Source organism: Mesorhizobium sp. M0058, from assembly GCF_040323095.1.
In the GTDB taxonomy this organism is placed as follows: Bacteria; Pseudomonadota; Alphaproteobacteria; order Rhizobiales; family Rhizobiaceae; genus Mesorhizobium.
In genome coordinates, this window is sequence record NZ_JAMYUQ010000002.1 from 97,449 (window position 1) to 120,665 (window position 23,217).

The 23,217-nt window shown below is 63.0% G+C and carries 26 protein-coding genes and 1 pseudogene; 16 read left to right on the plus strand and 11 right to left on the minus strand.

Annotated elements, in window-relative coordinates:
- The first annotated feature begins 146 nt into the window (after positions 1-146).
- From NKJ75_RS03370 to NKJ75_RS03390, 5 genes are all read left to right on the plus strand, one after another.
- Complete coding sequence (locus tag NKJ75_RS03370; RefSeq protein WP_023689917.1) at positions 147-371, plus strand: hypothetical protein; 225 nt, start codon at positions 147-149, stop codon at positions 369-371.
- Positions 371-778, plus strand: coding sequence for a hypothetical protein (locus NKJ75_RS03375; protein ID WP_023814785.1), 408 nt, complete (start codon positions 371-373; stop codon positions 776-778). Before NKJ75_RS03370 ends, NKJ75_RS03375 begins: the two co-directional genes overlap by 1 nt.
- 1 nt (position 779) lies before the next feature.
- Positions 780-944 carry a hypothetical protein gene (locus NKJ75_RS03380; protein WP_023671505.1) on the plus strand — a complete coding sequence of 55 codons (165 nt, stop codon included), beginning with the start codon at positions 780-782 and terminating at the stop codon, positions 942-944.
- Positions 945-996: 52 nt separating this feature from the next.
- Positions 997-1,329, plus strand: coding sequence for a YkgJ family cysteine cluster protein (locus NKJ75_RS03385; RefSeq protein ID WP_023671506.1), 333 nt, complete (start codon positions 997-999; stop codon positions 1,327-1,329).
- A gap of 69 nt (positions 1,330-1,398) precedes the next feature.
- Positions 1,399-2,010, plus strand: a complete 612-nt coding sequence (locus NKJ75_RS03390; RefSeq protein WP_023689918.1) for a LysE family translocator — start codon at positions 1,399-1,401, stop codon at positions 2,008-2,010.
- A gap of 23 nt (positions 2,011-2,033) precedes the next feature.
- Here NKJ75_RS03390 and NKJ75_RS03395 read toward each other — a convergent pair whose 3' ends face one another.
- Entirely contained in the window at positions 2,034-3,026 is a 993-nt protein-coding gene (locus tag NKJ75_RS03395; RefSeq protein ID WP_023697711.1) for an AraC family transcriptional regulator, read from the minus strand.
- A gap of 182 nt (positions 3,027-3,208) precedes the next feature.
- Here NKJ75_RS03395 and NKJ75_RS03400 point away from each other — a divergent pair, with 182 nt between their 5' ends.
- Complete coding sequence (locus NKJ75_RS03400; RefSeq protein WP_023715197.1) at positions 3,209-3,634, plus strand: GFA family protein; 426 nt, start codon at positions 3,209-3,211, stop codon at positions 3,632-3,634.
- A gap of 57 nt (positions 3,635-3,691) precedes the next feature.
- A complete protein-coding gene (locus tag NKJ75_RS03405) occupies positions 3,692-4,207 on the plus strand; it encodes an OsmC family protein (RefSeq protein WP_023684308.1) in 516 nt (171 codons plus the stop codon).
- Positions 4,208-4,278: 71 nt separating this feature from the next.
- Here NKJ75_RS03405 and NKJ75_RS03410 read toward each other — a convergent pair whose 3' ends face one another.
- Genes NKJ75_RS03410 through NKJ75_RS03420 form a run of 3 tightly spaced genes read right to left on the minus strand, consistent with a single transcriptional unit; the run spans position 4,279 to position 6,179 of the window.
- Positions 4,279-4,665: a nuclear transport factor 2 family protein gene (locus NKJ75_RS03410; protein WP_023828901.1), complete on the minus strand. Its 387-nt coding sequence runs from the start codon at positions 4,663-4,665 to the stop codon at positions 4,279-4,281.
- Between the two features lie 15 nt (positions 4,666-4,680).
- On the minus strand, positions 4,681-5,127 hold the full coding sequence (locus NKJ75_RS03415; protein ID WP_023689922.1) for an OsmC family peroxiredoxin: 447 nt from the start codon (positions 5,125-5,127) through the stop codon (positions 4,681-4,683).
- 41 nt (positions 5,128-5,168) lie between these two features.
- Entirely contained in the window at positions 5,169-6,179 is a 1,011-nt protein-coding gene (locus tag NKJ75_RS03420) for a zinc-dependent alcohol dehydrogenase family protein (protein ID WP_352499195.1), read from the minus strand.
- 102 nt (positions 6,180-6,281) lie between these two features.
- Here NKJ75_RS03420 and NKJ75_RS03425 point away from each other — a divergent pair, with 102 nt between their 5' ends.
- On the plus strand, positions 6,282-6,890 hold the full coding sequence (locus tag NKJ75_RS03425; protein ID WP_023697706.1) for a TetR/AcrR family transcriptional regulator: 609 nt from the start codon (positions 6,282-6,284) through the stop codon (positions 6,888-6,890).
- Between the two features lie 71 nt (positions 6,891-6,961).
- Here NKJ75_RS03425 and groL read toward each other — a convergent pair whose 3' ends face one another.
- From groL to NKJ75_RS03440, 3 genes are all read right to left on the minus strand, one after another.
- Entirely contained in the window at positions 6,962-8,617 is a 1,656-nt protein-coding gene (groL, locus tag NKJ75_RS03430) for a chaperonin GroEL (protein WP_023709705.1), read from the minus strand.
- Between the two features lie 63 nt (positions 8,618-8,680).
- On the minus strand, positions 8,681-8,977 hold the full coding sequence (gene groES, locus NKJ75_RS03435) for a co-chaperone GroES (protein ID WP_006203049.1): 297 nt from the start codon (positions 8,975-8,977) through the stop codon (positions 8,681-8,683).
- A 184-nt stretch (positions 8,978-9,161) separates the two neighbouring features.
- A complete protein-coding gene (locus NKJ75_RS03440) occupies positions 9,162-9,959 on the minus strand; it encodes a class I SAM-dependent methyltransferase (protein ID WP_352499196.1) in 798 nt (265 codons plus the stop codon).
- Between the two features lie 82 nt (positions 9,960-10,041).
- Between NKJ75_RS03440 and NKJ75_RS03445 the strand changes: the two genes are divergently transcribed.
- Positions 10,042-10,911, plus strand: coding sequence for a hypothetical protein (locus NKJ75_RS03445; RefSeq protein WP_023715203.1), 870 nt, complete (start codon positions 10,042-10,044; stop codon positions 10,909-10,911).
- Here the strand turns inward: NKJ75_RS03445 and NKJ75_RS03450 are convergent.
- A complete protein-coding gene (locus tag NKJ75_RS03450) occupies positions 10,908-11,534 on the minus strand; it encodes a TetR/AcrR family transcriptional regulator (RefSeq protein WP_023734263.1) in 627 nt (208 codons plus the stop codon). The genes NKJ75_RS03445 and NKJ75_RS03450 overlap by 4 nt on opposite strands.
- A 170-nt stretch (positions 11,535-11,704) precedes the next feature.
- Between NKJ75_RS03450 and NKJ75_RS03455 the strand changes: the two genes are divergently transcribed.
- Together NKJ75_RS03455 and NKJ75_RS03460 are read left to right on the plus strand one after the other, a co-directional pair.
- The gene (locus NKJ75_RS03455; protein ID WP_352499197.1) at positions 11,705-12,892 is read left to right on the plus strand and encodes an MFS transporter; all 1,188 of its coding nucleotides are present in this window, start codon (positions 11,705-11,707) and stop codon (positions 12,890-12,892) included.
- A 79-nt stretch (positions 12,893-12,971) separates the two neighbouring features.
- Positions 12,972-13,907: a bifunctional helix-turn-helix transcriptional regulator/GNAT family N-acetyltransferase gene (locus NKJ75_RS03460; RefSeq protein ID WP_352499198.1), complete on the plus strand. Its 936-nt coding sequence runs from the start codon at positions 12,972-12,974 to the stop codon at positions 13,905-13,907.
- Between the two features lie 6 nt (positions 13,908-13,913).
- Here NKJ75_RS03460 and NKJ75_RS03465 read toward each other — a convergent pair whose 3' ends face one another.
- On the minus strand, positions 13,914-14,744 hold the full coding sequence (locus NKJ75_RS03465; protein WP_352445829.1) for an AraC family transcriptional regulator: 831 nt from the start codon (positions 14,742-14,744) through the stop codon (positions 13,914-13,916).
- A 129-nt stretch (positions 14,745-14,873) separates the two neighbouring features.
- Between NKJ75_RS03465 and NKJ75_RS03470 the strand changes: the two are divergent.
- The 5 genes and pseudogenes from NKJ75_RS03470 to NKJ75_RS03490 all read left to right on the plus strand — a co-directional run.
- Positions 14,874-15,082 (plus strand): annotated as a pseudogene (locus NKJ75_RS03470) (iron chelate uptake ABC transporter family permease subunit); the annotation flags it as partial.
- A gap of 126 nt (positions 15,083-15,208) precedes the next feature.
- Entirely contained in the window at positions 15,209-15,679 is a 471-nt protein-coding gene (locus tag NKJ75_RS03475; RefSeq protein WP_023705728.1) for a MarR family winged helix-turn-helix transcriptional regulator, read from the plus strand.
- Positions 15,676-16,869: an HlyD family secretion protein gene (locus NKJ75_RS03480; protein WP_352499199.1), complete on the plus strand. Its 1,194-nt coding sequence runs from the start codon at positions 15,676-15,678 to the stop codon at positions 16,867-16,869. The genes NKJ75_RS03475 and NKJ75_RS03480 overlap by 4 nt, the downstream gene beginning before the upstream one ends.
- A gap of 349 nt (positions 16,870-17,218) precedes the next feature.
- Complete coding sequence (locus NKJ75_RS03485; protein WP_023745453.1) at positions 17,219-18,754, plus strand: DHA2 family efflux MFS transporter permease subunit; 1,536 nt, start codon at positions 17,219-17,221, stop codon at positions 18,752-18,754.
- A 293-nt stretch (positions 18,755-19,047) separates the two neighbouring features.
- A complete protein-coding gene (locus NKJ75_RS03490) occupies positions 19,048-21,726 on the plus strand; it encodes an EAL domain-containing protein (protein ID WP_031247157.1) in 2,679 nt (892 codons plus the stop codon).
- A 29-nt stretch (positions 21,727-21,755) separates the two neighbouring features.
- Here NKJ75_RS03490 and NKJ75_RS03495 read toward each other — a convergent pair whose 3' ends face one another.
- On the minus strand, positions 21,756-22,190 hold the full coding sequence (locus NKJ75_RS03495) for a CAP domain-containing protein (RefSeq protein WP_245265806.1): 435 nt from the start codon (positions 22,188-22,190) through the stop codon (positions 21,756-21,758).
- A 242-nt stretch (positions 22,191-22,432) separates the two neighbouring features.
- Positions 22,433-23,065, minus strand: coding sequence for a LysE family translocator (locus NKJ75_RS03500; protein WP_023715207.1), 633 nt, complete (start codon positions 23,063-23,065; stop codon positions 22,433-22,435).
- Positions 23,066-23,217 lie beyond the last annotated feature (152 nt).

Sequence of the window (23,217 nt, forward strand, 5' to 3'; positions counted from 1 at the left end):
AAAAGTGCGCCGCACGCCGGCCGGAACGTGCTAAGGGACGCTCCAGCAATCTGAACCGCCCATACTGCCCCGCTGCCGTATTGCTTTGGTCCTAATCGAAGACCGCTCTCGCTCTATCGGCACCAGGCTCCCGACAGGAGAAAGTTTTGACCACGCAATCCAAGACCGCCGACCAGGCCGGCTCGCTGTTCAGCAAGACGCAAACCCAGTCGATGTCACTCAACCGCATCCTGTCCGAGCGTGATGCCGTCAGCGAGGCTCGCGAAGCCAAGACCGCGCGCTTGCGCGAACTGCGCAAGGAAAAGGAAGCCGACGACATGGCAGCGGCCGCAGTCCTTGCGGCGCTGCCGAAGCGGGCAGGCAAACGCTGATGGCCACCAAGCGCGTACCGCCGACGCCGATCGATGCCGATGCGACCATAGCGTCCATGGTCCCGGGCCTGGACAAGCCGGTCGAATATGTCCGCCGTGTGCTGGAAAAGCTCGAGCGCTGCAAGCGCGCGCATGGCGATGCCCAGGTGCGCGTCGGCGTGCGCGGCCGTGCCGAAGCCCCGAACTATCTGGTCGAATATGTCCGCGAGGACAAAAGGACCCAGGAGCGCGTGACCTACCAGGATGCCGCCTATAGCGGCAGCACGCATCGCGAACTGGCGGCGCACCACATTGCCGAGGCGAGGAACTGGTCGCCCGAGGAAATGAACATCACAGCGGTCTCGGCGCTGATCGGCCGCTTGCGCAATCCGCGCGCACCATCATCCCGCTTTTCCGACGAGGACTGACATGGCCATAAAGTTTTCCACCAAGGACCAGCCGGCAGCGCCGGCTGCTGCCACTGCAAAGCAGGCCAAGCCCGCTGCCGCGCCGAAGGCCGCCGAACCGTCGGCAACCGATCTGTTCGAGGCGCCAGCCGCCACGCCCAAGGGCAAGGCAGGCAAGAAGAAATAGCGCCTTGCCGCACCAAGCCGATCGCAATCTCGCAGCACCTGGGCTGGTCGCGTTGGCCGCCAGGGATATCCGGTCGTCAAAACAGGACGACCAGCCGGTTTTCGATTGCCAGAGCTGCGGCGCCTGCTGTTCCTACTCGGCCGAATGGCCGCGCTTCTCGACCGAGGACGATGCGCAACTTGACCGGATTCCGGAAAAGTTCGTGTCCGCCGACCTGTCCGGGATGCGCTGCGAGGGCGTGCGCTGTTCGGCGCTTACGGGCGAGATCGGCAAGCACACGGCCTGCGGCATCTACGAGATCCGCCCGGACGTCTGCCACGCCTGCATGCCTGGCGGCGACGATTGCCTGATGGCGCGCAAGGCGCACGGGATGCCAACGATCTAGCCGACGCCCACCTTGCCTGATCCCACATCCCCCGATAGCTTCCACTACGGGCAGGGCGTTGGAGGAACCATGAGCATCGAATTCCTGTTGACGTCGCTGATCGTCGTGGCTTCGCCCGGCACCGGCGTTCTCTACACGCTGAGCGCCGGGCTTTCGCGAGGCGCGCGCGCCTCGATCACTGCTGCATTCGGCTGCACGCTTGGCATCATCCCGCATATGGCCGCCGCCATCACCGGCCTGGCGGCGCTGCTGCACACAAGTGCTGTCGCCTTCGAGACGCTGAAATATCTCGGCGTCGCCTATCTCCTCTACATGGCCTGGAACACGCTGAAGGAGAAGGGCGGCCTGAGCGTCGATGAAAACGCGGCACCCCGCTCGGCAGCCAAGGTCATCACCTCCGGCATCCTGATCAACATCCTGAACCCGAAGCTGTCGATCTTCTTCTTTGCCTTCCTGCCGCAATTCGTCAGCACGACCGAACCGAACGCATTTGCCAAGATGCTGGAGCTCTCGAGCGTCTTCATGCTGCTGACCTTCGTCGTCTTCGTCGCTTACGGCATCTTTGCCGCCTCGATCCGCAGCCATGTCGTGTCGCGGCCGATGGTGCTGACCTGGATGCGCCGCACCTTCGCCGGCGCCTTTGTCATGCTTGGGGCCAAGCTGGCGCTTGCTGATCGATAGAACAGGATCTGGCAGGCATCGGCCTACTCTTCGTCGGTTCCGGATCCGGTCCGGATGCCTAGACGCCAGGCGGAGGGCGGAAGGCCGATCATCTTCTTGAAGGCGCGGCTGAACGCTGCCTCGGATTCGTATCCGATTTCAGCGGCGATGCTGGCCATGTTGCTGGAGCCGGCGCTGAGCAGCTCCGAGGCGATCTGCATGCGCCATTTGGCGAGATAATGCATTGGCGGCATGCCGACCAGCCTGGTGAAGCGTTCGGCGAGCACGCTGCGCGACAGCGCGGAGTCCTTCGCCAGCGCCTCCACCGTCCAGTTATGCGCCGGCCGGTCGTGGATCAGCGCCAGTGCCCTCGCCAGGTGCGGATCGCGCAGGCCAGCCAGCCATCCCGTGGTTTGTGGCGGCAGCGATTCCAAGTAACGGCGCAACACGTCGACAAACATCAGTTCGCTCAGTTTGGTGAGCACCGTTTCACTGCCTGCGCGCTTTTGCGCCACCTCCGTGACAGCCAGGTTGATGAACTGGCTGAGCCAGCCGCCATCGCCTTTGGCAGCTCCGGCCTTGATCACCGGCGGCAAAGCCTCGAGCAGTGGATTGAAAGGCTGTGCATCACAGGCGAGATAGCCGCAAACCAGCCTGGCCGAGGTCGCGCCGTCGCCGGCGCAGTTGATGTAAAACGGCATCCGGCCGGCTGTTGCGATGTCGAGAACGTCGGCTGTCGGCGGATCGGCGCGCAGCGCCGGATTGCTGGACATAATATGCGGGTCGCTCCTGGTGAAGACGACGACTTCGCCGGCCTCCAGCGCGATCGCTTCCTGGCCGACGATGCGCGCGAAGCAGCGACCGGCCGTTACCACATGGTAGGAGATCAGATGGTCCGCACCGGGCAGGATCTTCGGCAGGATGGACGATGGCGCCGGCGAGCAGACGGCCCACGGCTCGTGGCCCTCAATGTCAAAAAACGTCGCGCCGGTAAGGCGTACCGTCCTCAACAGGTCAGACAGAGCATCCCCGGCCATTCCGTTTCGTCCCGCACCCGGCTAGCCGGTGAGCCATCCCTTTCGAGTTCCGGACGCGCTGTCAAGCGAGGCGGACGCCATATCATTCAGTTCGCGGCCAGAACTCCTAAACCTGCACCGGTGCTCAAGCGCTGCCGAGAGTGGGCGCTGAGTGCTGTCGAAACCAACCAGGGACAAAAGTCATGACGGTACATAAGGGCGGGTGTTTTTGCGGCGCCGTGGAAATCGAAGTGCACGGAGCCGCCGAGGCAATGGGCTATTGCCATTGCGGTTCTTGTCGATCGTGGTCGGCGTCTCCCGTGAACGCATTCACGCTGTGGAAGCCTCAGAACGTCAAGGTCACCGGGGGCGCGGAGTTCCTGTCCGGGTTCGAGAAGACCGAAATGAGCGATCGCCAGTTCTGCACGAAATGCGGTGGTCATCTGATGACCGTTCATCCGCCGCTCGGCCTGGTCGATGTCTATGCGGCAACGATACCAGGCGTGAAATTCACGCCTGGGGTTCACGTCAACTACGCTGAGACCGTGCTGCCGATGAAGGACGGGCTGCCCAAGCTCAGGGACTTTCCGGCTGAGCTCGGCGGCTCCGGCATCGCGGTGCCGGAATAAGGGCCCGGCCACTGCTCGCCATTTTTGACAACGACAATTCAAGACAGGAGATTGTTCATGGAAATCGCAACATTTCGCGCCACGCAGGAGCCGATCAAGGATCTCTATCGCAGGGATGCGAAGGCCGCGTTCCTCACCTTGAAGGCCAAAGGCGTCGCCGACGCGTCCACCGTCACCTGCCAGGTCGAGACCGGACGCGGGCTGGCGCTTGCCGGCATCCATCCGATGGCCGGGGGCAGCGGCCAGGAACTGTGCTCCGGCGACATGCTGCTGGAGGCGCTGATCGCATGCGCCGGTGTCTCGATGCGCGCGGCGGCGGCCGTGCTCGAAATTCCGATCAGGTCCGCCGAAGTTTCCGCGGAAGGTGACGTCGATCTTCGCGGCACGCTCGGCGTGACTGCGGGTGTTCCAGTCGGCTTCAAGGAAATCCGCTTGCGGTTCGACATCGACACCGACGCTCCCCAAAGTCAGCTCGACCAACTGCTCGAACTCACGGATCGCTATTGCGTGATCTTCCAGACCATCCAGAACAGTCCCAGCACCACGGTGAAGCTGCACCGCGTCATCCAGTGACCAGAAAACCGGCCCGGAAACTCGACTTGAGCGAGATTCCGGGCTGGGAACGGGAGTGCCGGGCAACGCTTCTATCCTTTGACGTAACCCATCGCCTCGACGATCAGCTCGTCCGCGACACGCATCAGGTTGACGCCGCGGATGGAGTTGCCGTCGGCCATGAAGTAGCGCCAGCGGATCGTCGCCCGTTCACCGGCGACGAAGGTTTCCTCGAGGTCGAAGCGCGTGCCGGGCTGGGTGGCGATCGCCGACCATAGGTCAATGCACGCCTCTTTGCCGGCATGGCGGGCGCCGTCCGGCGCCGGCACGGTGTTTTCGATAACGCAATCCTGCGCCACCAACTCGGCAAGCGCGGACGGATCGTGCAGCTGGAACACATCGTTGAAGCGATGCATGATCTCGGCCGTCTGCCGGGACAAATCATTCCCGGCTGCGTCCATGATAAGCTCCTGTTTCATCATATTCTCCCGGTTTCATTGATCTTTGACGGCTTTGACCAGCACGGCCTTTAGGGTGATCTGAGGCACGCCGGCCAAGGCGCGCGAGACGAGGCAAGTCGCCTTGGCCGACTGCGCCAGGCGTTCGAACTCGTCTTCGGCGAGATCCGTGACCTCCGCCTCCGTTTCGAGCTCGATGCGGGTGATCGTCGGCCCGGCGGCGGTCGCGCCGAGATGCACCTTGGCGACGGTGCGGATGGTGCGGGCGACGTGGCCTTCCTGGCCGAGGATGAAGGTCAGCGCCATCGAGAAGCAGCCGGCATGTGCTGCCCCGATCAGCTCTTCGGGATTGGTGCCCGGACCGTTCTCGAACCGCGACGGAAAGGAATAGGCGCCTTCGAAGACGCCGCTGCCAAGCCGCAGACGGCCGCCGCCTTCCTTCAGCGTGCCTTGCCATTCTGCGGAAGCTTCACGGATGGTCATGGTCGTTCTCCTGGTTCGGGGTTGAAAAGCGGGCAATTGGGTCAGGCGCAGTCGATGACAACCTTCCCGAACACGTCGCCCTGCTGGAAGTGGCGGTACGCTTCGGGGGCTTCGGCAAAGGGGAAGACCCTGTCGACAACGGGCTTGAGGCGATGCTGCGACACGGCGCGCAGCATGGCCTCGAGATTGCTGCGGCTGCCGACGAACAGGCGGCTGATGGTGGCGAGGCTGCGCTGATAAAGCGCTGCCGGCATCTCGATCGATCTGCCACTGGCGTCCTGCAGCGTCAGCAGCACGATGTGTCCATAAAGCGTGCTGGCAATCAGCGACTGCGCGAAGGTGGCCGGGCCGCCGGTTTCGACGACGAGGTCGATGCCGCCTGTCTGCTCGCGCGCCCAGCCGCCCCATTCCGGTATGTCGGTGCTGGAGACAACGAGGTCGGCGCCCAGCGCCCGCAGCCTCTCGGCCTTCTCCGCGCGCGATGTGATGGCGACAACCCGGCAGCCGAGCAACTTGGCGAACTGCAGAGCAAACAGCGAAACGCCACCCGAACCGATGGTGAGAACCCATTGACCAGGCTTCGGAATCCGGGTCCCGGTCACCGCGTTCCAGGCCGTCACGCCGGCGCAGGTCAGCGTCGCCGCTTCGTGCCAGCTCAGATGATCGGGCAGTCGCGCCGCCCATTGTTCGTCGAGCACGGCAAACTCAGTCAGCATGCCGTCAAGCGTACAGCCGAGCTGGTCGATCAGACCGGCATTGATGCGGCCATCGATCCAGCGGGCGAAGTAGCTGCCGGTGACGCGGTCGCCGACGGCAAAACGGGTGACGGCATCGCCGATTGCGACGACGTCACCGGCTCCGTCGCTCAGCGGCACGATGCCTTGCCGCGCCGGCAAGGGATAGGTGCCGCCAAGGATCATCGTGTCGCGCCGATTGAGCGAGGCGGCGCGGACTCGCACCACGATCTCATGCGGTTTCGGTTCCGTCCGCGCCTCGTCGCGCATCGCCAGGGATTCGGTTCCACCAAACCCTTCGAGACGGTAGCTGCGCATGTCACTCTCCTTAATAGTATATAGACTGATCCACATATTATATAGACCGATTGTCATATTCTTGGCAAGGCCTATAATGCGTCACTGCTGACAGAGGTTGACATGGCCAACGACACCCGCACCCGCATACTCGAGACCACAGGCCTGTTGCTCAGGCAGCGCGGCTATCACGGCACCTCGCTCAACGACATTCTGGGCGCCAGCGGGGCGCCGCGCGGCTCGCTCTATTTTCATTTCCCAGGCGGCAAGGACCAACTGGTCATCGAGGTGACGCGCAACAGCGTTGCCGACGTCACGAAAAGGCTGGGCGAAGCACTGGCAGCCGAGAGCGATCCTGCAGTGGCCGTCCATCACATCTACCAGTCGGTCGGGCGCATGCTGGAGGACAATGATTTTTCGCTGGGTTGCCCCATCGCGCCGGTGGTGCTGGATTCACCCACCGATGTGCCGGAACTGGCGGAACTCTGCCGATCGGCTTTCGAGCAATGGATCGGCTTGCTGCGACAGGCCTTTGTCAGGGCAGGAGTGCCCGAACGCCGGGCGCATGCCCTGGCACTGCTGGTCGAATCCTCGCTGGAAGGGCTGATGGTGATTGCGAGGGCCACCCGCGATCGTGGCCCGGTGCTGGTGGTGGCCGACGAGGTGGCGGCGCTTGTCGAGCAGGCGGTGCTTGCAGGCAAGGTTGCGCGGCAGGCGGACAGCGCCGCCTAACCATCCGCTTTCCAAAACAAAAAGGGCGCCTCTCGGCGCCCTTTCCGTATGCATAAGCCGGATAGCTTGGATTAGAAATCCATGCCGCCCATGCCGCCCATGCCGCCGCCGCCCATGCCGCCAGGCATGCCGCCGCCAGCAGACTCCTTCTTGGGAGCCTCCGCGATCATGGCTTCGGTGGTGACGAGCAGGCCGGCGACCGAAGCCGCGTCCTGGAGAGCGGTACGAACGACCTTGACCGGGTCGACGATGCCCATGGCGATCATGTCGCCATACTCGCCGGTCTGGGCGTTGTAGCCGTAGGTCGCGCCCTTGTTGTCGAGGATCTTGCCGGCAACGATCGAAGCTTCAGCACCTGCGTTCGAAGCGATCTGACGGGCCGGAGCCTGCAGTGCACGACGAACGATGTTGATGCCGGCAGCCTGGTCGGCATTGACGCCGGTGACCTTGATGTTGGCCGAAGCGCGCAGGAGAGCGACGCCGCCGCCTGCAACGATGCCTTCTTCCACGGCCGCACGGGTCGCGTTGAGGGCGTCATCGACGCGGTCCTTCTTTTCCTTGACTTCGACTTCCGTCGCGCCGCCGACACGGATCACCGCAACGCCGCCGGCGAGCTTCGCCAGACGTTCCTGCAGCTTCTCCTTGTCGTAGTCCGACGTGGTCTCTTCGATCTGCTGCTTGATCTGGGCAACGCGGCCCTGGATCTCGGCCTTCTTGCCGGCGCCGTCGACGATGGTGGTGTTCTCCTTGGAGATCGACACCTTCTTGGCGCGGCCGAGCATGTTGAGGCCGACATTCTCGAGCTTGATGCCGAGGTCTTCCGAGATGACCTGGCCACCGGTCAGGATGGCGATGTCTTCCAGCATGGCCTTGCGGCGATCACCGAAGCCCGGCGCCTTGACGGCGGCGATCTTCAGGCCGCCGCGCAGCTTGTTGACGACCAGCGTGGCCAGAGCCTCGCCTTCGACGTCTTCCGAGATGATAAGAAGCGGCTTGGAGGTCTGCACGACGGCTTCGAGAACCGGCAGCATGGCCTGGAGGTTGGACAGCTTCTTCTCGTGCAGGAGGATGTAGACGTCCTCGAGCTCGGCAACCATCTTGTCGGCGTTGGTGACGAAGTAGGGCGAGAGATAGCCGCGGTCGAACTGCATGCCTTCGACGACTTCCAGCTCGGTCTCGGCGGTCTTGGCTTCCTCAACCGTGATGACGCCTTCATTGCCGACCTTCTGCATCGCTTCGGCGATCATGGCGCCGACCGACTCGTCGCCATTGGCCGAGATCGTGCCGACCTGGGCAACTTCCTCGGAGGTCTTGATCTTCTTGGCAGCCTTGCCGAGAGCCGCAACGACTTCGGTGACGGCCAGATCGATGCCGCGCTTCAGATCCATCGGGTTCATGCCGGCGGCAACGGCCTTGTGGCCTTCCTGGACGATCGACTGCGCCAGAACGGTCGCGGTCGTGGTGCCGTCGCCGGCGATGTCGTTGGTCTTCGAAGCAACTTCGCGGACCATCTGCGCACCCATGTTTTCGAACTTGTCTTCAAGCTCGATTTCCTTGGCGACGGTGACGCCGTCCTTGGTGATGCGCGGTGCGCCGAACGACTTGTCGATGACGACGTTGCGGCCTTTGGGGCCGAGCGTGACCTTCACTGCGTCGGCGAGGATGTTGACGCCGCGCAGCATGCGCTCGCGGGCGTCGCGGGAGAATTTTACGTCTTTAGCAGCCATTTTTTAGCTCCTGGCAGGGGGCTTGCGATCAAGCCCGAATTTAGTTGACGGTGAGGCCGATGATCAGCCGATGATGCCCATAATGTCGGATTCCTTCATGATCAGAAGGTCTTCGCCATTGAGCTTGACTTCGGTGCCCGACCACTTGCCGAACAGGATGCGGTCGCCGGCCTTGACGTCCAGCGGGACCAGCTTGCCGGCTTCGTCGCGAGCGCCGGAGCCGACGGCGATGATCTCGCCTTCCTGCGGCTTTTCCTTTGCCGTATCCGGGATGATGATCCCGCCGGCGGTCTTGGATTCGGATTCGACCCGGCGTACGACCACGCGGTCATGAAGCGGGCGGAACTTCGACTTTGCCATTTTTTCTTCCTCGAATGAGAACGGTGAGAGCTGTTCCTCGATCCGGCGGTGCCGGATGTGCGTTAGCACTCACCTGGGGAGAGTGCTAACGTGCGCTGAAATAAGCGCGTGGCTTTCGAGAGTCAAGGCGAACGGTGAGCACAATTGTGCCAATTGGAGCCGTGCCGCGATCCGACGGCAGACCCTACCGGCGCCGCGGCGATTTAAGCACCAGAAGCGGACAGCGTTCAGCCAGCCCATAGGTCCCTGTCGGCGCGAGGCGGACACTGTCAAAAAACCGGCTCGCCTCTTCGACCAGCGTCGCCGCCGGGGCGAAACTGTAGACAGTCTGCGAATTCGCATAGACATCGATGGTGCCGATGACCGGCATCTCCCATCCGGTCGTCGCGGCAAGGGCCTCCCGGTCGGCAAACAGCGCATCGAAGGCGTCGAGGATCGCCCGCACCGGAATGGCGCGGTCGGGATCGCCGCCGGCACAAGCCATGGCAATGCGCCATTTGAGTTCGTGGAAGGTCGCGACACCACCGGACAGCGTCAGCGCCCGGACCTCCTGCAGATCGTCCGGCACCTGAGGGCTTGCATAGGCGCGCAATGCAGCCCGCCCATCGGACTTCAGCACACGCGCGATCTCGGCAAGCAGCGCCTGCCGTGCAACCGAGGAGTCCAGCGCCGACAGACAGCCGTCGCCGATCACCGCCCCGGCGCTTTCGTCGCCCAGCGGCCACTCCAGCCAGTTGCCGATCACCGCCTTGCGTGAGGCGGTATCGCCCGGCCAGATGCCCGATATCATGGCAGTGGACTCGTCGATCGCGAGCATGGTCCTTCCGAGGCCGGCAAGCTCCGGCGTGACCCCGAGCAGCACCACATCGACTGATTGCAGGCTAAGTTCGCGCTCATAGGCGGCGACAGCTTCCGGGGGCGGACACAGCGGCGACCCGAGAAGCCGCCAATGACGGCGAATTGCGTCCCAATGCTCAGTCATGCGGAACGGTTTGGGGAAAGGCTGGACATATTTCCTTCCAGGCTGTTGGTTGCCTTGCGAGTTACCTCATGCAGGAAAGGCCATGGCCCGCATTGCCGTCATAACGCATGAATTTGACCGCTTCCAGAGCCGGCGGGGCCTCCTGCTGCGCCAGGACAGCCCCTACATGCTGTTCGACGTCCTGGCGGAGCTGAAACGGCGCGGTCACTCCGTGCAGATCATGCGTGGACCTTCGGCAAGTCATAACGCCGATATTGCCGTCCTGCATGTCGACGCGACAGTGACGCCATCGGACTATGTCGACTACGCGCGCGGATTTCCGATTTGTCTCAATCTTGGTGCAACCGACATTTCCAAGCGCCGCATCAGCGGTGCGATCCTCGAGGAGGGTGCCAACTGGAGCGGCCAGGTCATCGTCAAGAGCAACCTCAATCATTGGGGGACGCCCGAGGAGCAGCTCAACCGAAAATCCGTTCGCGCCGGCAAGGCAGTGCCTTTCCCGGGCGCGCAGACCTTCGATCGTTATCAGGTGCATGCCTCGCTGGCCGATGTGGCGCCGGAGATTTTCAGGCGTGCCGACCTGATCGTGGAAAAATTCATTCCCGAAATCGAGCCCGACGGGTTTGCGGCGCGGTTCTGGATATTCTGCGGCGATCGGGAGCGCTGCACCCGCTATGTCTCGCCGCAGCGCCTGGTCAAGGGCGACGACACCGTCCGCCGGCAGCCGGTTGCGGTTCCCGACGAACTGCGCGCCTTGCGTCGGAAGCTGGGCTTCGACTATGGCAAATTCGACTTTGTCGTGCATGAGGGCAGGGCCGTGCTGCTCGATGCCAACAAGACCCCAGGTCGCGCCAGGAACCTGTCGAAGATTGTTGCCGCCGGCACAGCCAACCTGGCCGACGGCTTCGAAAACCTCATCCACCAGACCGGACGGGGTCGAATCGGGCGCTAGAGAAACAGTCCCAACTGCGTATGGATGATCGACCGGTAGTCCTCGATGGTGTGGCGGCTTTCCTCCTGGTTCTGGGTCAGCGCCATGCGCACGACGCCGCCGGCCAGCTGGAAGATCAGGAAAACCATACGGCCGAACTCATTGCGTCGCTCTGGCGCGAGAAAGGGGCCGACATGGTCGCAGAACATCGTCGCCTGGCGCCGGGTTTCGGCGATGTCGAGATTCTTCAGCGCCTTGTCAGCCTGGATGGCGTTTTGCAGGTCCTGAATGGCGGGGTCGCCGGCGACGCGCTCATAGTAGTCGTCGAGCAGCCGGTCGGCCGCCGCGATGACGTCGCCCAGCCCGCCAATGTCGGCGACGATCGCGGCAAGCCGAGAGCGGCTCACTTCGGAGAACCGCTCGTAGAGCATCGCCAGGATCGCCGACTTGTTGGGAAAATAATGATAGACGGTGGCGATCGGCCCGCCGGCCTGTGCGCCGACTTCCTTCATGGTGACGGCGTCGATGCCTTTCTCGCCGATCAGCCGCATGGTCGTCGACAGGATGGCGTCGATGCGCTCGCGGCTGCGCTCCTGTTTGGGCCTGCGCCTCGGTTCGGTCGTCATCTGCACTGCTTCGTTCATGCCGCCATCCTCTCGATCGCCCAGACCATTCGATCGCCAAGACCATCCCCAGCCTTGTTGATGCCAAGTCCCGCTGATGATTGACAAACGAATATGATCGAGTATCAGTTTCTAAATGCTGACAGACTGTCAGTTTTTTTGCCGACAGGCAAGGACGTTGGGAGGCGACCGTGACTTCTGCTGGTAACGCCGATGCCGGGAACGGCGACTGGCTGGTCGGCAACCCGACTGGGGCGCAGCTCGCCTCGGCATTGTGGATCGGCTCGGTCGGCCTGCTGATTCTCGGGCTGCAGCCGGTGCTTCTTGGCGCGCTCTACACCGAAGGGCATGTCAGCGGTGACGAACTCGCGCTGGTCGCCACGGCGGAGATGATCGCCATCGGCATCGGATCGGCGGTCATCGCCATGATGCTGTCCGCCCACAATATGCGCTCGAAAAGTGCCTGCCTTTTGCTCTTGCTGGCGCTGGCTAACTGCGCGACCGCCTATGCGCTGACCTCGACCTCGCTGATTGCCGCCCGCGCGGTGGCGGGCCTCGCCGAGGGTGGGCTGGTGGCGGCCGCCACGGAACTGATCGCCCGTTCGCGCCGGGCCGAGCGCATCGGCGGCTTCTTCGTCACCCTTCAGACCCTGGCGCAATGCGCCCTTGCCCTGCTGCTGGCGCTTTACGTCATCCCGGCCGCCGGATCGGCAGGCGGCTTCATCGTCCTTGCCGTCGTCTGCATCGCTTCGGTGGCGGTCGCCTTCATCGTCCCCGATAGCTATGCCGACCTGCCCAAGGAGGAACAGTTCAGCAATGTGCTGACCGTTCCTTCGCTTGCCGCTTTGCTGTGCGTCTTCTGCTACTTTATGTTCTTCGGCTCGGTCTGGGCGTTTCTCGAGCCGCTTGGCGCACAATACGGCATCGATGGCCGCAGCGTCGGCCTGATCGTCTCGGCCAGCCTCGCATTGCAGGTGCTGGGCGCAATGACGGCTACCGTCTTCGAGGCGCGTATCGACTACCGCTTCGTCATCGTGGCGATCGGCGTGGTCGCCGTCGCCAGTTCCGTGGTGCTCGCCGGCAGCCCCGGCCTGACGGTTTTCTGGGTCGCGGCCTTGATCATGGGCTTCATCCTTCTGTTCATCGTGCCCTATCAGATCCGGCTGGCGATCACCGCCGACGAGACGCGCACGGCCGTGCTTCTGGTGCCGGCGGCCCAGCTTTTCGGTCTGGCGATCGGCCCGGTCGCGGCATCGCTGCTGATCGACGGCAAGGATTTTCGGCCGGTGCCGGAATTTGCCGCCGCCAGTGCTGCGGCCAGCGTCGTGCTGCTCGGCCTGTTCGTCCTGATCGCACGGCGCCGCCGCGCCATCGCCTGAGACACGACCGGGGGAGCATCTCCTCGATACTTGACTAAGTCAAATAAATGACCGATCGTTGATGGGCAGGAGGCTTCCCATGACGATCCATCATCAACCCGGCAAGGAACGCATCGACGCGGTGCGGGCTTTCAACCGCTTCTACACCCGCCAGATAGGTCTGCTCGACGAAGGCCTGCTGAAAAGCGCCTTCTCGCTGACCGAGGCGCGGGTGCTCTACGAACTGGCGCATCGCGATGGCCTGACCGCCAGCGATCTCATCCGCGATCTCGGCCTCGACGCCGGTTATGTCAGCCGGCTCCTGAAGAAGTTCGAGCACCTGCAGTTGATAGCGCGCGCGCCGCTGGCGTCGGATGCGCGGCAGTCGTCGATCACGCTGACGCCGGTGGGGCGGCAGGCCTTCGCGCCGCTGAACCGGGCTTCGCACGACCAGGTCGCGGCCTTGCTGGAGCGGCTTCCTGCTGCCGAACAGCACCGGCTGGTCAAGGCCATGCAGACGGTGCAGCAACTCCTGGGCGACAGCCCGGAGACCAAAGTGCCGTATATGCTGCGCCCCTTGCAGGTCGGCGACATCGGCTGGGTGGTGCGCCGCCAAGGACAGATCTACGCACAGGACTATGGCTGGGACGAAACCTACGAGGCGCTGGTCGCCGAAATCCTCGGCGCCTTCGTAAAATCCTTCGATCCAGAATGGGAACGCAGCTGGATTGCCGAACGGCAAGGGGAGGTGGTCGGCTCGGTCTTCGTCGTGCGCAAATCCGACGCGGTGGCGAAGCTGCGCCTGCTCTATGTCGAACCATCGGCGCGCGGCCTCGGCATCGGCAAGCGGCTGGTTCAGGAGTGCATCGGCTTTGCTCGTGCCAAGGGCTACAAGACGCTGACCCTATGGACCAACGACATCCTGACCGCCGCCCGCCACATCTACGAGAGTGCCGGCTTCAGGCTGGTGGACGAAGAGCGCCATCACGCCTTCGGCAAGGATCTGGTCGGCCAGAACTGGAGCCTGGAGCTGTAGCGGCGTTCAGGCCACCGGGACCCATATCTCCAGTCCGCCATTGCCGCTGCGCGGATCGAACTCCGGGCCGTAGCGCTCGAATTCGGGGCCGTCGGCTATATCGTGCCCCGAGGCCGGCAGCCATTTGTTCCAGATCGTGTTGACGGTGCGGCGGATGGTGGAGATGTGCTCGGCATGGGTGAACACGGCGTATTTCTGCGCCGGCACCCGCACCCGCGAAAGCTCCTTCGGCAGGTCCGAGAAATCCGAAACTTCGACCCCGGCGATATAGTCGAAATTGCCGGCATCGTCGCCATTGACGCAGACGCCATAGGCGACGTCACCGGTCTCGCCCGGAATGTTGCCGATATAGGGCCCAAAGCGTTGCCACTGCATCGGAATGGCCGCACTGGTTTCGCAGCTGTAGCGCTCGCCGAGGCCGGCAATGAGGAAGGGACGGCCGGTCTCGAAGCGCGGCGGCGGCAGTGAGGCGAGGAAGGACTGGTCCATCATGATCGGCTCCACAAGGTCGAGATTGCTGAGGCTGCCCTGCGCGCGCACCAGTTCCGGCGTCGTGCCGAACTGATCGCGGAAGGCGCGGGTGAAGGCTTCGTGCGAGGCGTAGCCGGCATCGAGCGCGACAGCGAGGATGTCGGGCGCGCCGGAGGCCAGCTTGCGCGCCGCTTCGGTCAGCCGGCGCGCGCGCATATAGCCCATCACCGAACGGCCGGTGGCGGCGCCAAAGGCGCGCGTCACATGAAAGCGCGAGACGCCGCTGCTTTGCGCGACATCCTCAAGCGAGATCGCTTCCGGCAAATGGCTCTCGACAAACCACAGCGCTTTCTCGGTCGGGTTCATGAGTCTCCTCTCATTTGGCCACTCCATGCTGCCGGCTTTTTGCGAGGCCAGTTTGATCGAAATTGCGCCTGTCGTAAAATCGAAGGGCGCTGGTCGACTGTGGCAGGTCACCATCGTGGAAAGCCGCTGCTGGGCGGCCTCGGCCTGGCTCGCTGGGACAATATCCGGGCGCGCTGGGTGCGGGCACCATCCTTGCCTATGCCCTGTGGAACCACCGCCGGCTCGATGCCTTCCCCGCCGGCGAAAATGCCGCCGAAAGCCTAGGTGTGCCGGTGGCGAGGACGCGCAAGACGACCTTTCTCCTCGCGGCGTTCTCGACGGCAATTCACGTCACGGTCGGGAGGTCATCCGCAACCGTCATTGACTGTGCCATGACCGCATCTGCATGGCTGCCATCCCTCTTTTTCGGCTCTGGTGCAATGCGGCGCCTTGAATGGTAAGCACGCTTATAATATATACCGCTCATGGTTTCCGACGGCATAGATAGATTGGGCTTTTTGATCCACGACGTGCAGCGCCTTATGCGCAAGCGCTTCGAGGCGCGCGCCAGCGGACTTGGCCTTTCCTCGGCACAATGGCGGCTTCTGGTTCGCGTTGCCAAGGAGGCGGGCGTCGCCCAGGCTCGCCTCGCCGAACTTCTCGAAATCGAGCCGATCAGCGTTTCACGCCTCGTCGACCGGATGGAGGAGGGCGGCTGGATCGAGCGGCGCTCCGACGCAACTGACCGGCGCGTGCGTATGATCTTCCCGACAGCCAAGGCGAACGCGGCCTATGCCGAGGTCAAAAGCCTTGCTGGCGAAGTTTATGAGGAATCGCTGGTCGGCGTTTCGCCGGACGACCGCCGCGTCCTTATCCGGGCGCTGGACACCATCGTGCAAAACCTGGCGGACGGCGAGACGTCGTCCTTGAAGAGTACGGAAGGGGCAGCAGCATGAACGTGGCAGCCAAGCTGGACGAGAATGTAACCAAGATCGAGACGCCGGCAAAGCCGGCCGCCGAAGCGCCTGCACAGCCGGCCGCGGCACCTGTCGCGGTGGCTCCCCCGGTTCAACCCGCTCCGGCTCCGGTCAAGAAGCGCCGCCTCGGCCGCTTGCTGCTGATGGTCGCCCTGCCGGCCGCGCTGGCCATTGGTGGCGGTTATGTCTGGGTGACCGGCGGCCGCTATCAGGAAACCGAGAACGCCAATTTGCAGCAGGCCAAGGTGTCGATCGCCTCGGACACCGCCGGCCGCATCGTTCAGGTCGGCATCTCGGACAATCAGCAGGTCAAGCAGGGCGATGTGCTGTTTGCCGTCGACCCCGAGCCCTACCGGATCGCGTTAGCCCAGGCCGACGCGGCGGTCGCAGTCGCACGCGTCGGTATCGAACAGCTGCGCGCCGCCTACAGCCAGGCGCTGGCGCAGGAAAAGTCCGATGCCAGCCAGGTCGACTACGCGCAGTCGCAGTATGACCGCGCCGCCGACCTTGCCCAGAAGGGCATCAACGCCAAATCGTCGCTGGACGAGGCCAAGAACGATCTCGACAAAGCCAGGCAGCAACTGGCCGTTGCCGAGCAAGGCATCATCAGCGCCAAGGCGGCTCTCGCCGGCAATCCCGATATCGAGACCGACAAGCATCCGACGGTGATGGCCGCACTCGCCGCGCGCGACAAGGCCGCCTACGATCTGGCGCAGACCACGGTCAAGGCGCCGGCCGACGGCGTCATCAGCCAGGCCTCCTCGTTCAAGATCGGCCAGTATGTCGGTTCCGGCACGCCGCTGTTTGCGTTGGTCGAGACCGGCGACACCTGGATCGATGCCAATTTCAAGGAAACCCAGCTTACCCACATGAAGCCTGGCCAGAAGGCCGAGATCGTCGTCGACACCTATCCGGGCAGAACTTTCGAGGCCACCGTCAAGGCGATCGGCGCCGGCACCGGCGCGGAGTTTTCGCTGTTGCCTGCTCAAAACGCCACCGGCAACTGGGTCAAGGTCACGCAGCGCATTCCGGTGCGCCTGGAGCTGACCGATGCCGACGCCAAAATGGCGCTGCGCACCGGCATGAGCGCCTCGGTTACGGTGGATACCGGCGTTGCTCGCGGGTTCCCCGCTATCTTCGGCCACGCCACCGCAGGCGAAGCGCAATAGACTGTGAATGGACCGTGATCTCGAAAAGCAGGATCACGGCCCGGCAGAACGCCCGCCGCAGGCGAGGTGAAGTTGAGATGACAGGATCGGCCCGACGGCAGGTTGAACGAGGGGTGGATTGGACCGGGCCGCATCGCGGCCTGCCCAGAACCTGGACCATCTCGGCGCCCATCCTTCGGACCTTGGATTTCCGGGCGGCAAGCGCCTGATGTGTCGAGACCTTCGATCGATGTAACCCCCACATCGATAGATCGCGTCCCACCGCGATGAGGGTCTCTTCACCAGAGAAGGCCTCGCCGCCCGGAAACCTAATGTACACGTTTTTGTTACCTGTCGGAAGTTCCGCATCATGACCACACCAGAACCTTTCAAGGAAGTGCCGCATCGCGGCCTGATCACCGTGGCGCTGATGCTGGCGACGGTCATGCAGGCGCTCGACACCACGATCGCCAATGTCGCGCTGCCGACCATGACCGGCGACCTCGGCGCGTCGCCCGACAACATCAACTGGGTGTTGACCTCCTACATCGTTGCCGCCGCGATCATGACGCCGGTGACCGGCTGGCTGGCCGACCGCTTCGGCCGCAAGGAACTGTTCCTGGCGGCGGTTGTCGGCTTCACCGTGTTCTCGATGCTGTGCGGCATTGCCTGGAGCCTGGAGAGCATTGTGTTCTTCCGGCTGATGCAGGGCGTGTTCGGCGCAGCCATCGTGCCGCTGTCGCAGACCTTCCTGCTCGACATCAACCCCAGGGAACGCCACGGCCAGGCGATGGCCATCTGGGGCGCCGGCATCATGCTGGGGCCGATCCTGGGTCCGACGCTGGGCGGTTGGCTGACCGAGAATTTCAACTGGCGCTGGGTGTTCTTCATCAATTTGCCGGTCGGCATCATCGCCTTCCTCGGCATGGCAGCCTATTTGCCGGTCGTTGCCCGGCGGATCCGCAGCTTCGATTTCTTCGGTTTCGCCATGATTTCGCTCGGCGTCGGCGCGCTGCAGCTGCTGCTCGACCGCGGCGGCGAGGTCGACTGGTTTTCCTCGGTCGAAATCTGGATCGAGCTTGCTCTTTCGATCACCGGCTTCTGGGTTTTCATCATCCATACACTGACGGCGGAACGTCCTTTCATCGACCCCAAGATCTTCCTCGACCGCAATTTCGTCACCGGTCTGGCTTTCATCTTCGTCATGGGCGTGCTGATCCTGGCCTCGATGTCGCTGCTGCCGCCGATGCTGTCGACCATCTTCGGCTATCCGACCGTCACCATCGGCGTCGTCCTGGGGCCGCGCGGTGTCGGCACGATGATTTCGATGCTTGTCGTTGGACGGCTCATGAGCAGGATCGACGCCCGCATCCTCGTCGTCATCGGGTTTCTGCTCACCGCGCAGTCGCTCTACACCATGTCCTCCTTCACGCCGCAGATGGACAATTGGCTGATCCTCAGCTCCGGCGTCATCCAGGGCCTGGGCATGGGCATGGTGTTCGTGCCGCTGTCCACGGTGGCCTTCGCCACGCTGGACGTGCGCTTCCGCACCGACGCCACGGCCCTGTTCAGCCTGGTTCGAAATCTCGGTTCGTCGATCGGCGTGTCGGTGGTGACGGTTCTCATGGTGCGCAACACGCAGGTCAATCACACCGAATTGTCGGCCTTCATCAACCCATTCAACTCCAATTTGTGGGCGCTCTCGCCGGCGGCAGCAGGCGGCGATCCGACGGCACTTTCGCAGGTGGACCGCATGGTCAACATCCAGGCGATGATGATCTCCTATGTCAACGACTTCAAACTACTGATGGTGATGACGCTGGTTGCCATTCCGTTTGTCTTCCTGCTGCGCAAGCCGAAGACCGCTCCGGCCGGCGCCGCCACGCCTGCCGCGCATATGGATTGAGGCGGGCACTGTAGCGCTGGCAGCAAGTCGGTTTAGCCCTAATGATCTGGGGTGCAAGAACGTGGCCGCTGCTCAGATTATCGTCAAAACCCTTATGCGCAAGAGAATATCGATAATGGCCCCTTGGAAGTTGATTTGAAATGAGATTTCCGCCTTCGGTATCCGGTTGCTGACGCCTCCAATTCCGTTACAGTTCATCTTGAATTAGCACATCTGTAACATTGTCAGTCGACTTTCAGTTCGCAGGAGAGAGGCCCTTTCTAGTTTCAGGCGCCAAGCCGGAGGAGGTCTGTTTGGTCACGAAGTCATCCAGAAGATCCGCCGCGACGCGCGCGCCGGTGGGCCTAGCCGCGTTGGCAAGACTGGCTGACGTCTCCTACGACACGCTCGAGGGAGAACTTCGCACGACCATTGCGGCTCTCGAAGGGCAGACCCTGCGCTTCGAGACTGCGATCGAGAATATTTCGCAAGGCATCTGCCTTTTCGATGCGGATGAACGGTTGATCCTGAGCAACCGGCGCTATGCGGAAATCTACCGCATAGCGCCCGAGGAATTGCGGCCTGGCGTGACACTGAGCGAAATCGTCGAGCGCCGCGTCGCCGCCGGCACGGCGGCGACGGCCGCCGACACCTATCTCGCGACGGCTCGCTCGATCAATTCGGGCAAGGCTTCGCGGCTCTGGACCGCCAAACTTGTCGATGGTCGCACAATCCAGATCCGTAACCAGCCGATGCCCGATGGCAGTTGGATCGCCACGCATGAGGACATCACTGAACTCCTCGCCAATCGGCAGATCGTCGACGAGCGCATTTCGCTGCAGGCGCTGATCGACTGGGTGCCCGATTATCTCTGGGTCAAGGATACGCAAAGCCGTTTCGTCGTGGTCAACAGCGCCCTTGCGACCGATAGTGGGCGCAACAAGACCAGCGACATGATCGGTTTGACCGATTTTGATCTCCACCCCCCGGAAGTTGCGCGGAAATTTCGCCTGGTCGAGCAGCGCCTGCTCAAGAGCGGACAACCGATGATCGATGCGGAAGAGTTCGTCGTCGATGCGTCGGGGAACGACAAATGGCTTTCGTCGACGAAGGTGCCGTTGCGCAATCGCCAAAATGAAATCTTCGGCCTGGTTGGCATCGCCCACGACATCACCGCCCGCAAACAGGCGGATGTCCTTCGCAGCGGGCAGGCGCAGATCCTCGAAATGATTGCCACGAGCGCGCCGCTGGAGGACGTGCTCGACCGCCTCATGCGCTTCGTCGAGGCTCAGTTGGAGGGGATATTCGGTTCCGTCCTGCTGCTCGACAAGGACGGCATTCATTTGCGTCACGGTGCGGCGCCGGGCCTGGCGAAAGCCTATACGAGCGCCATCGATGGGGCGGCCATCGGTCCCAAGGTGGGATCCTGCGGAACCGCCATCTACCGGCGGGAACCGGTCATTGTTACCGATATTCTGCAGGATCCGCTTTGGGACGATTACCGCGAACTGGCGGCACCCCATGGCTATCGTTCGTGCTGGTCAACCCCGATCCTGTCGCATCGGGGCGTCGTGTTGGGCGCCTTTGCCATGTATTCGATGACCGTGCGCGAACCCACCCATGCCGAGACCCGCCTGATCGAATTCACCACACACATTGCCGGCATCGCGATCGAGCGCAAATTGGCGGAAGACCAGATCCACTTCATGGCCAACCATGATGCGCTGACCGGCCTGCCCAATCGCGCTTTGCTGGAGGATCGGCTTTCCCAGGCGGTCCTCTACGCGCAGCGATACAATCGCTGGATGACGGTGGTGTTCATCGATCTCGACAATTTCAAACTGGTGAACGATACGTTTGGCCACAATGCCGGCGACGAACTCCTCAAGACCGTCGCCAGCCGTTTGGTTGGATGCGTGAAGGCCACCGACACCGTCGTGCGGCTTGGCGGCGACGAATTTGTCATCGTCCTGTTCGACCAAACCACCAATGTCGATGTGGTCTCGGAAACCCTGCAGACGATCAGGGATGCGATCGCGGAACCGGTTCTTGTCGGAGAGCATCGGCTGAGAACGACGGCCAGCATCGGCATCGCAAATTACCCGAAGGACGGGACCAGCCCGGATACGCTGTTGGCCAATGCCGACGCCGCCATGTATCGCGCCAAGGAATTCGGCCGCGACAATTTCCAGTTCTATGCCCCGGAGTTCAACTCAACTGCACATGAAAAATTCCTGCTTCAGGAGGAATTGCGAAACGCGCTCGCCCGGTCGGAATTCGCTCTGCACTATCAGCCACAGGTGGATCTGCGATCGGGGCAGGTTTTCGCCGTCGAAGCGCTGGTGCGCTGGAACCACCCGACGCGAGGCCTGGTTTCGCCGGCGATGTTCATCCCGACCGCCGAGGAGACCGGGCTGATCGTGCCGCTCGGCGACTGGATCCTGCACGAAGCCTGCCGGCAGAACAAAGCCTGGCAGCGCGCCGGTCTGTCGCCCGTAACCGTCTGCGTCAACGTGTCGGCGCGGCAGTTCCGGGAGAAGAACCTGATCGACCGCGTCGTCAACGCGTTGAAGGAAAGCGGCCTGGAGGCGAGGTATCTCGAGCTCGAAGTGACGGAAAGCCTGATCATGCAGGATTTCGAGCTGGCGGTCGCAACGATGAACGGACTGCAAAAGCTCGGCGTGCAGATATCGATCGACGATTTCGGAACAGGCTATTCCAGTCTCAGCGCCCTCAAGACGTTTCCGGTGGCGCGGCTGAAGATCGACAAGTCCTTCATCAACGATCTCGCGACCGACGAGAACGATCAGGCGGTCACTGGCGCCGTGATTTCCCTGGGGCAGAAGTTGAACCTTCGGGTGCTGGCCGAAGGTGTCGAAACGGAAGACCAGGTCGCCTTCCTGCGCAAGAACAATTGTGACGAGGTGCAGGGCAATTATTTCAGCAAACCCCTGTCGCCTGGGGATATCGGCGAGCTGATCGCGAAAGGCTGACGGCTGGGTCGCGCCGTGACCGCTGGCTGCTATTTTCCGAGCACCAGGCTCCAGTAGCGGATGGCGCTGTCGCGCCCGTCGCGTACATAGGCGAGGCCGAAGCGGCTGAAATCCGGATCGAGCATGTTGCGGCGGTGGCCGGCCGAATGCATCCAGATGTCGAACAGCTTCTGCTGGTCGAAGCGGCCCTCGGCGATGTTCTCGGCAGCAGCGCCCCGCACGCCATTGTCTTTCATCCGCGACGCGAAATCCTTGCCCCAGCCGGTCGTGTGGCTCATGCGTTCGCGCGAGGCCATATAGCCGGCCTGCTGCAGAGCGGCCTGCTCGAGCTGGGCGTCCGGCACCAGCGCCGGCAGTCCGGCCGAAGCTCGGATGCCGGCCAGCGCCGCGGTGGCCGAGGACGACACACCGGCGCCTTCGCCGGTCGGCACCGAGACCGTGCTGCAAGCAGCGAGGCCAGCCATGGCTGCAAGGCCGATCAGCAGTAGGCGCCTGTTTGATTTTGGACTTGCTTCGCCAGAGCGGGTTTGCGCGAGCGGATGATTGGTGGTGCAGATCATTGTCATGCCTGCCTGACTTAGCGGCGATCATGGCTTTTGCCGGGCAGGGCTGCGAAAATCTCAATCGCTGGCCTCCGTGCAGGTTCGGCCGGCCGATTCGAATGGGAAGGTCGGCGGCCGATGTAGTCTCGGCGCGCTGCGTCCGATCAGCGTTGCGCGTCGGTCGCCATTTTAAGCGCCAGCGCGGCAAGCACCGTGCCCATCATCCAGCGCTGGATGACCATCCATAGCGGCCGTCCGGCAAGAAAGGTGGCGATCGAACCGGCCGTTACCGCGATGATGGCATTGACGGTCAGGCTGATCGAGATCTGCGTGGCGCCGAGCACCAGAAGCTGCGACAGCACATGGCCGTTGCCCAGCGAGATGAACTGCGGCAGCAGCGACAGATAAAGCACCGCCACCTTGGGATTGAGGAGATTGGTCATTAGACCCATGGCGAACAGCTTGCGCGGCCTGTCCTTCGGCAGTTCGCGCACCTGGAATGGTGAGCGCCCGCCGGGCCGCACCGCTTGCCAGGCGAGCCATAGCAGATAGAGCGCGCCGGCAATGCGCAGTGCGTCGTAGGCAAACGGCACGGCAAGCAGCAGCGCGGTGATGCCCAGTGCAGCCGATACGACATAGAACAGAAAGCCGACCGCCACGCCGCCGAGCGAGATCAGCCCGGCCTTGGGGCCTTGCGACAGCGAGCGCGAGATCAGGTAGATCATGTTCGGCCCGGGCGTCAGCACCATGCCGAGGCAGACCAGCGCGAAGGCGAGATGGTTGGCGGTTTCGGGCACGAGCGATCTCCGGGAAGCGGTGACGATACCCATCACGCGTTTTGACTCACCGCAAGAGCATGATGGCCGGAGCCTTTGCGCCAGCGTCGAAAATGACGAAAGCGGCGAAGCCGCCAATTTCCCCCGCAAGGTGGGGAAGATCAGCAGCTTCA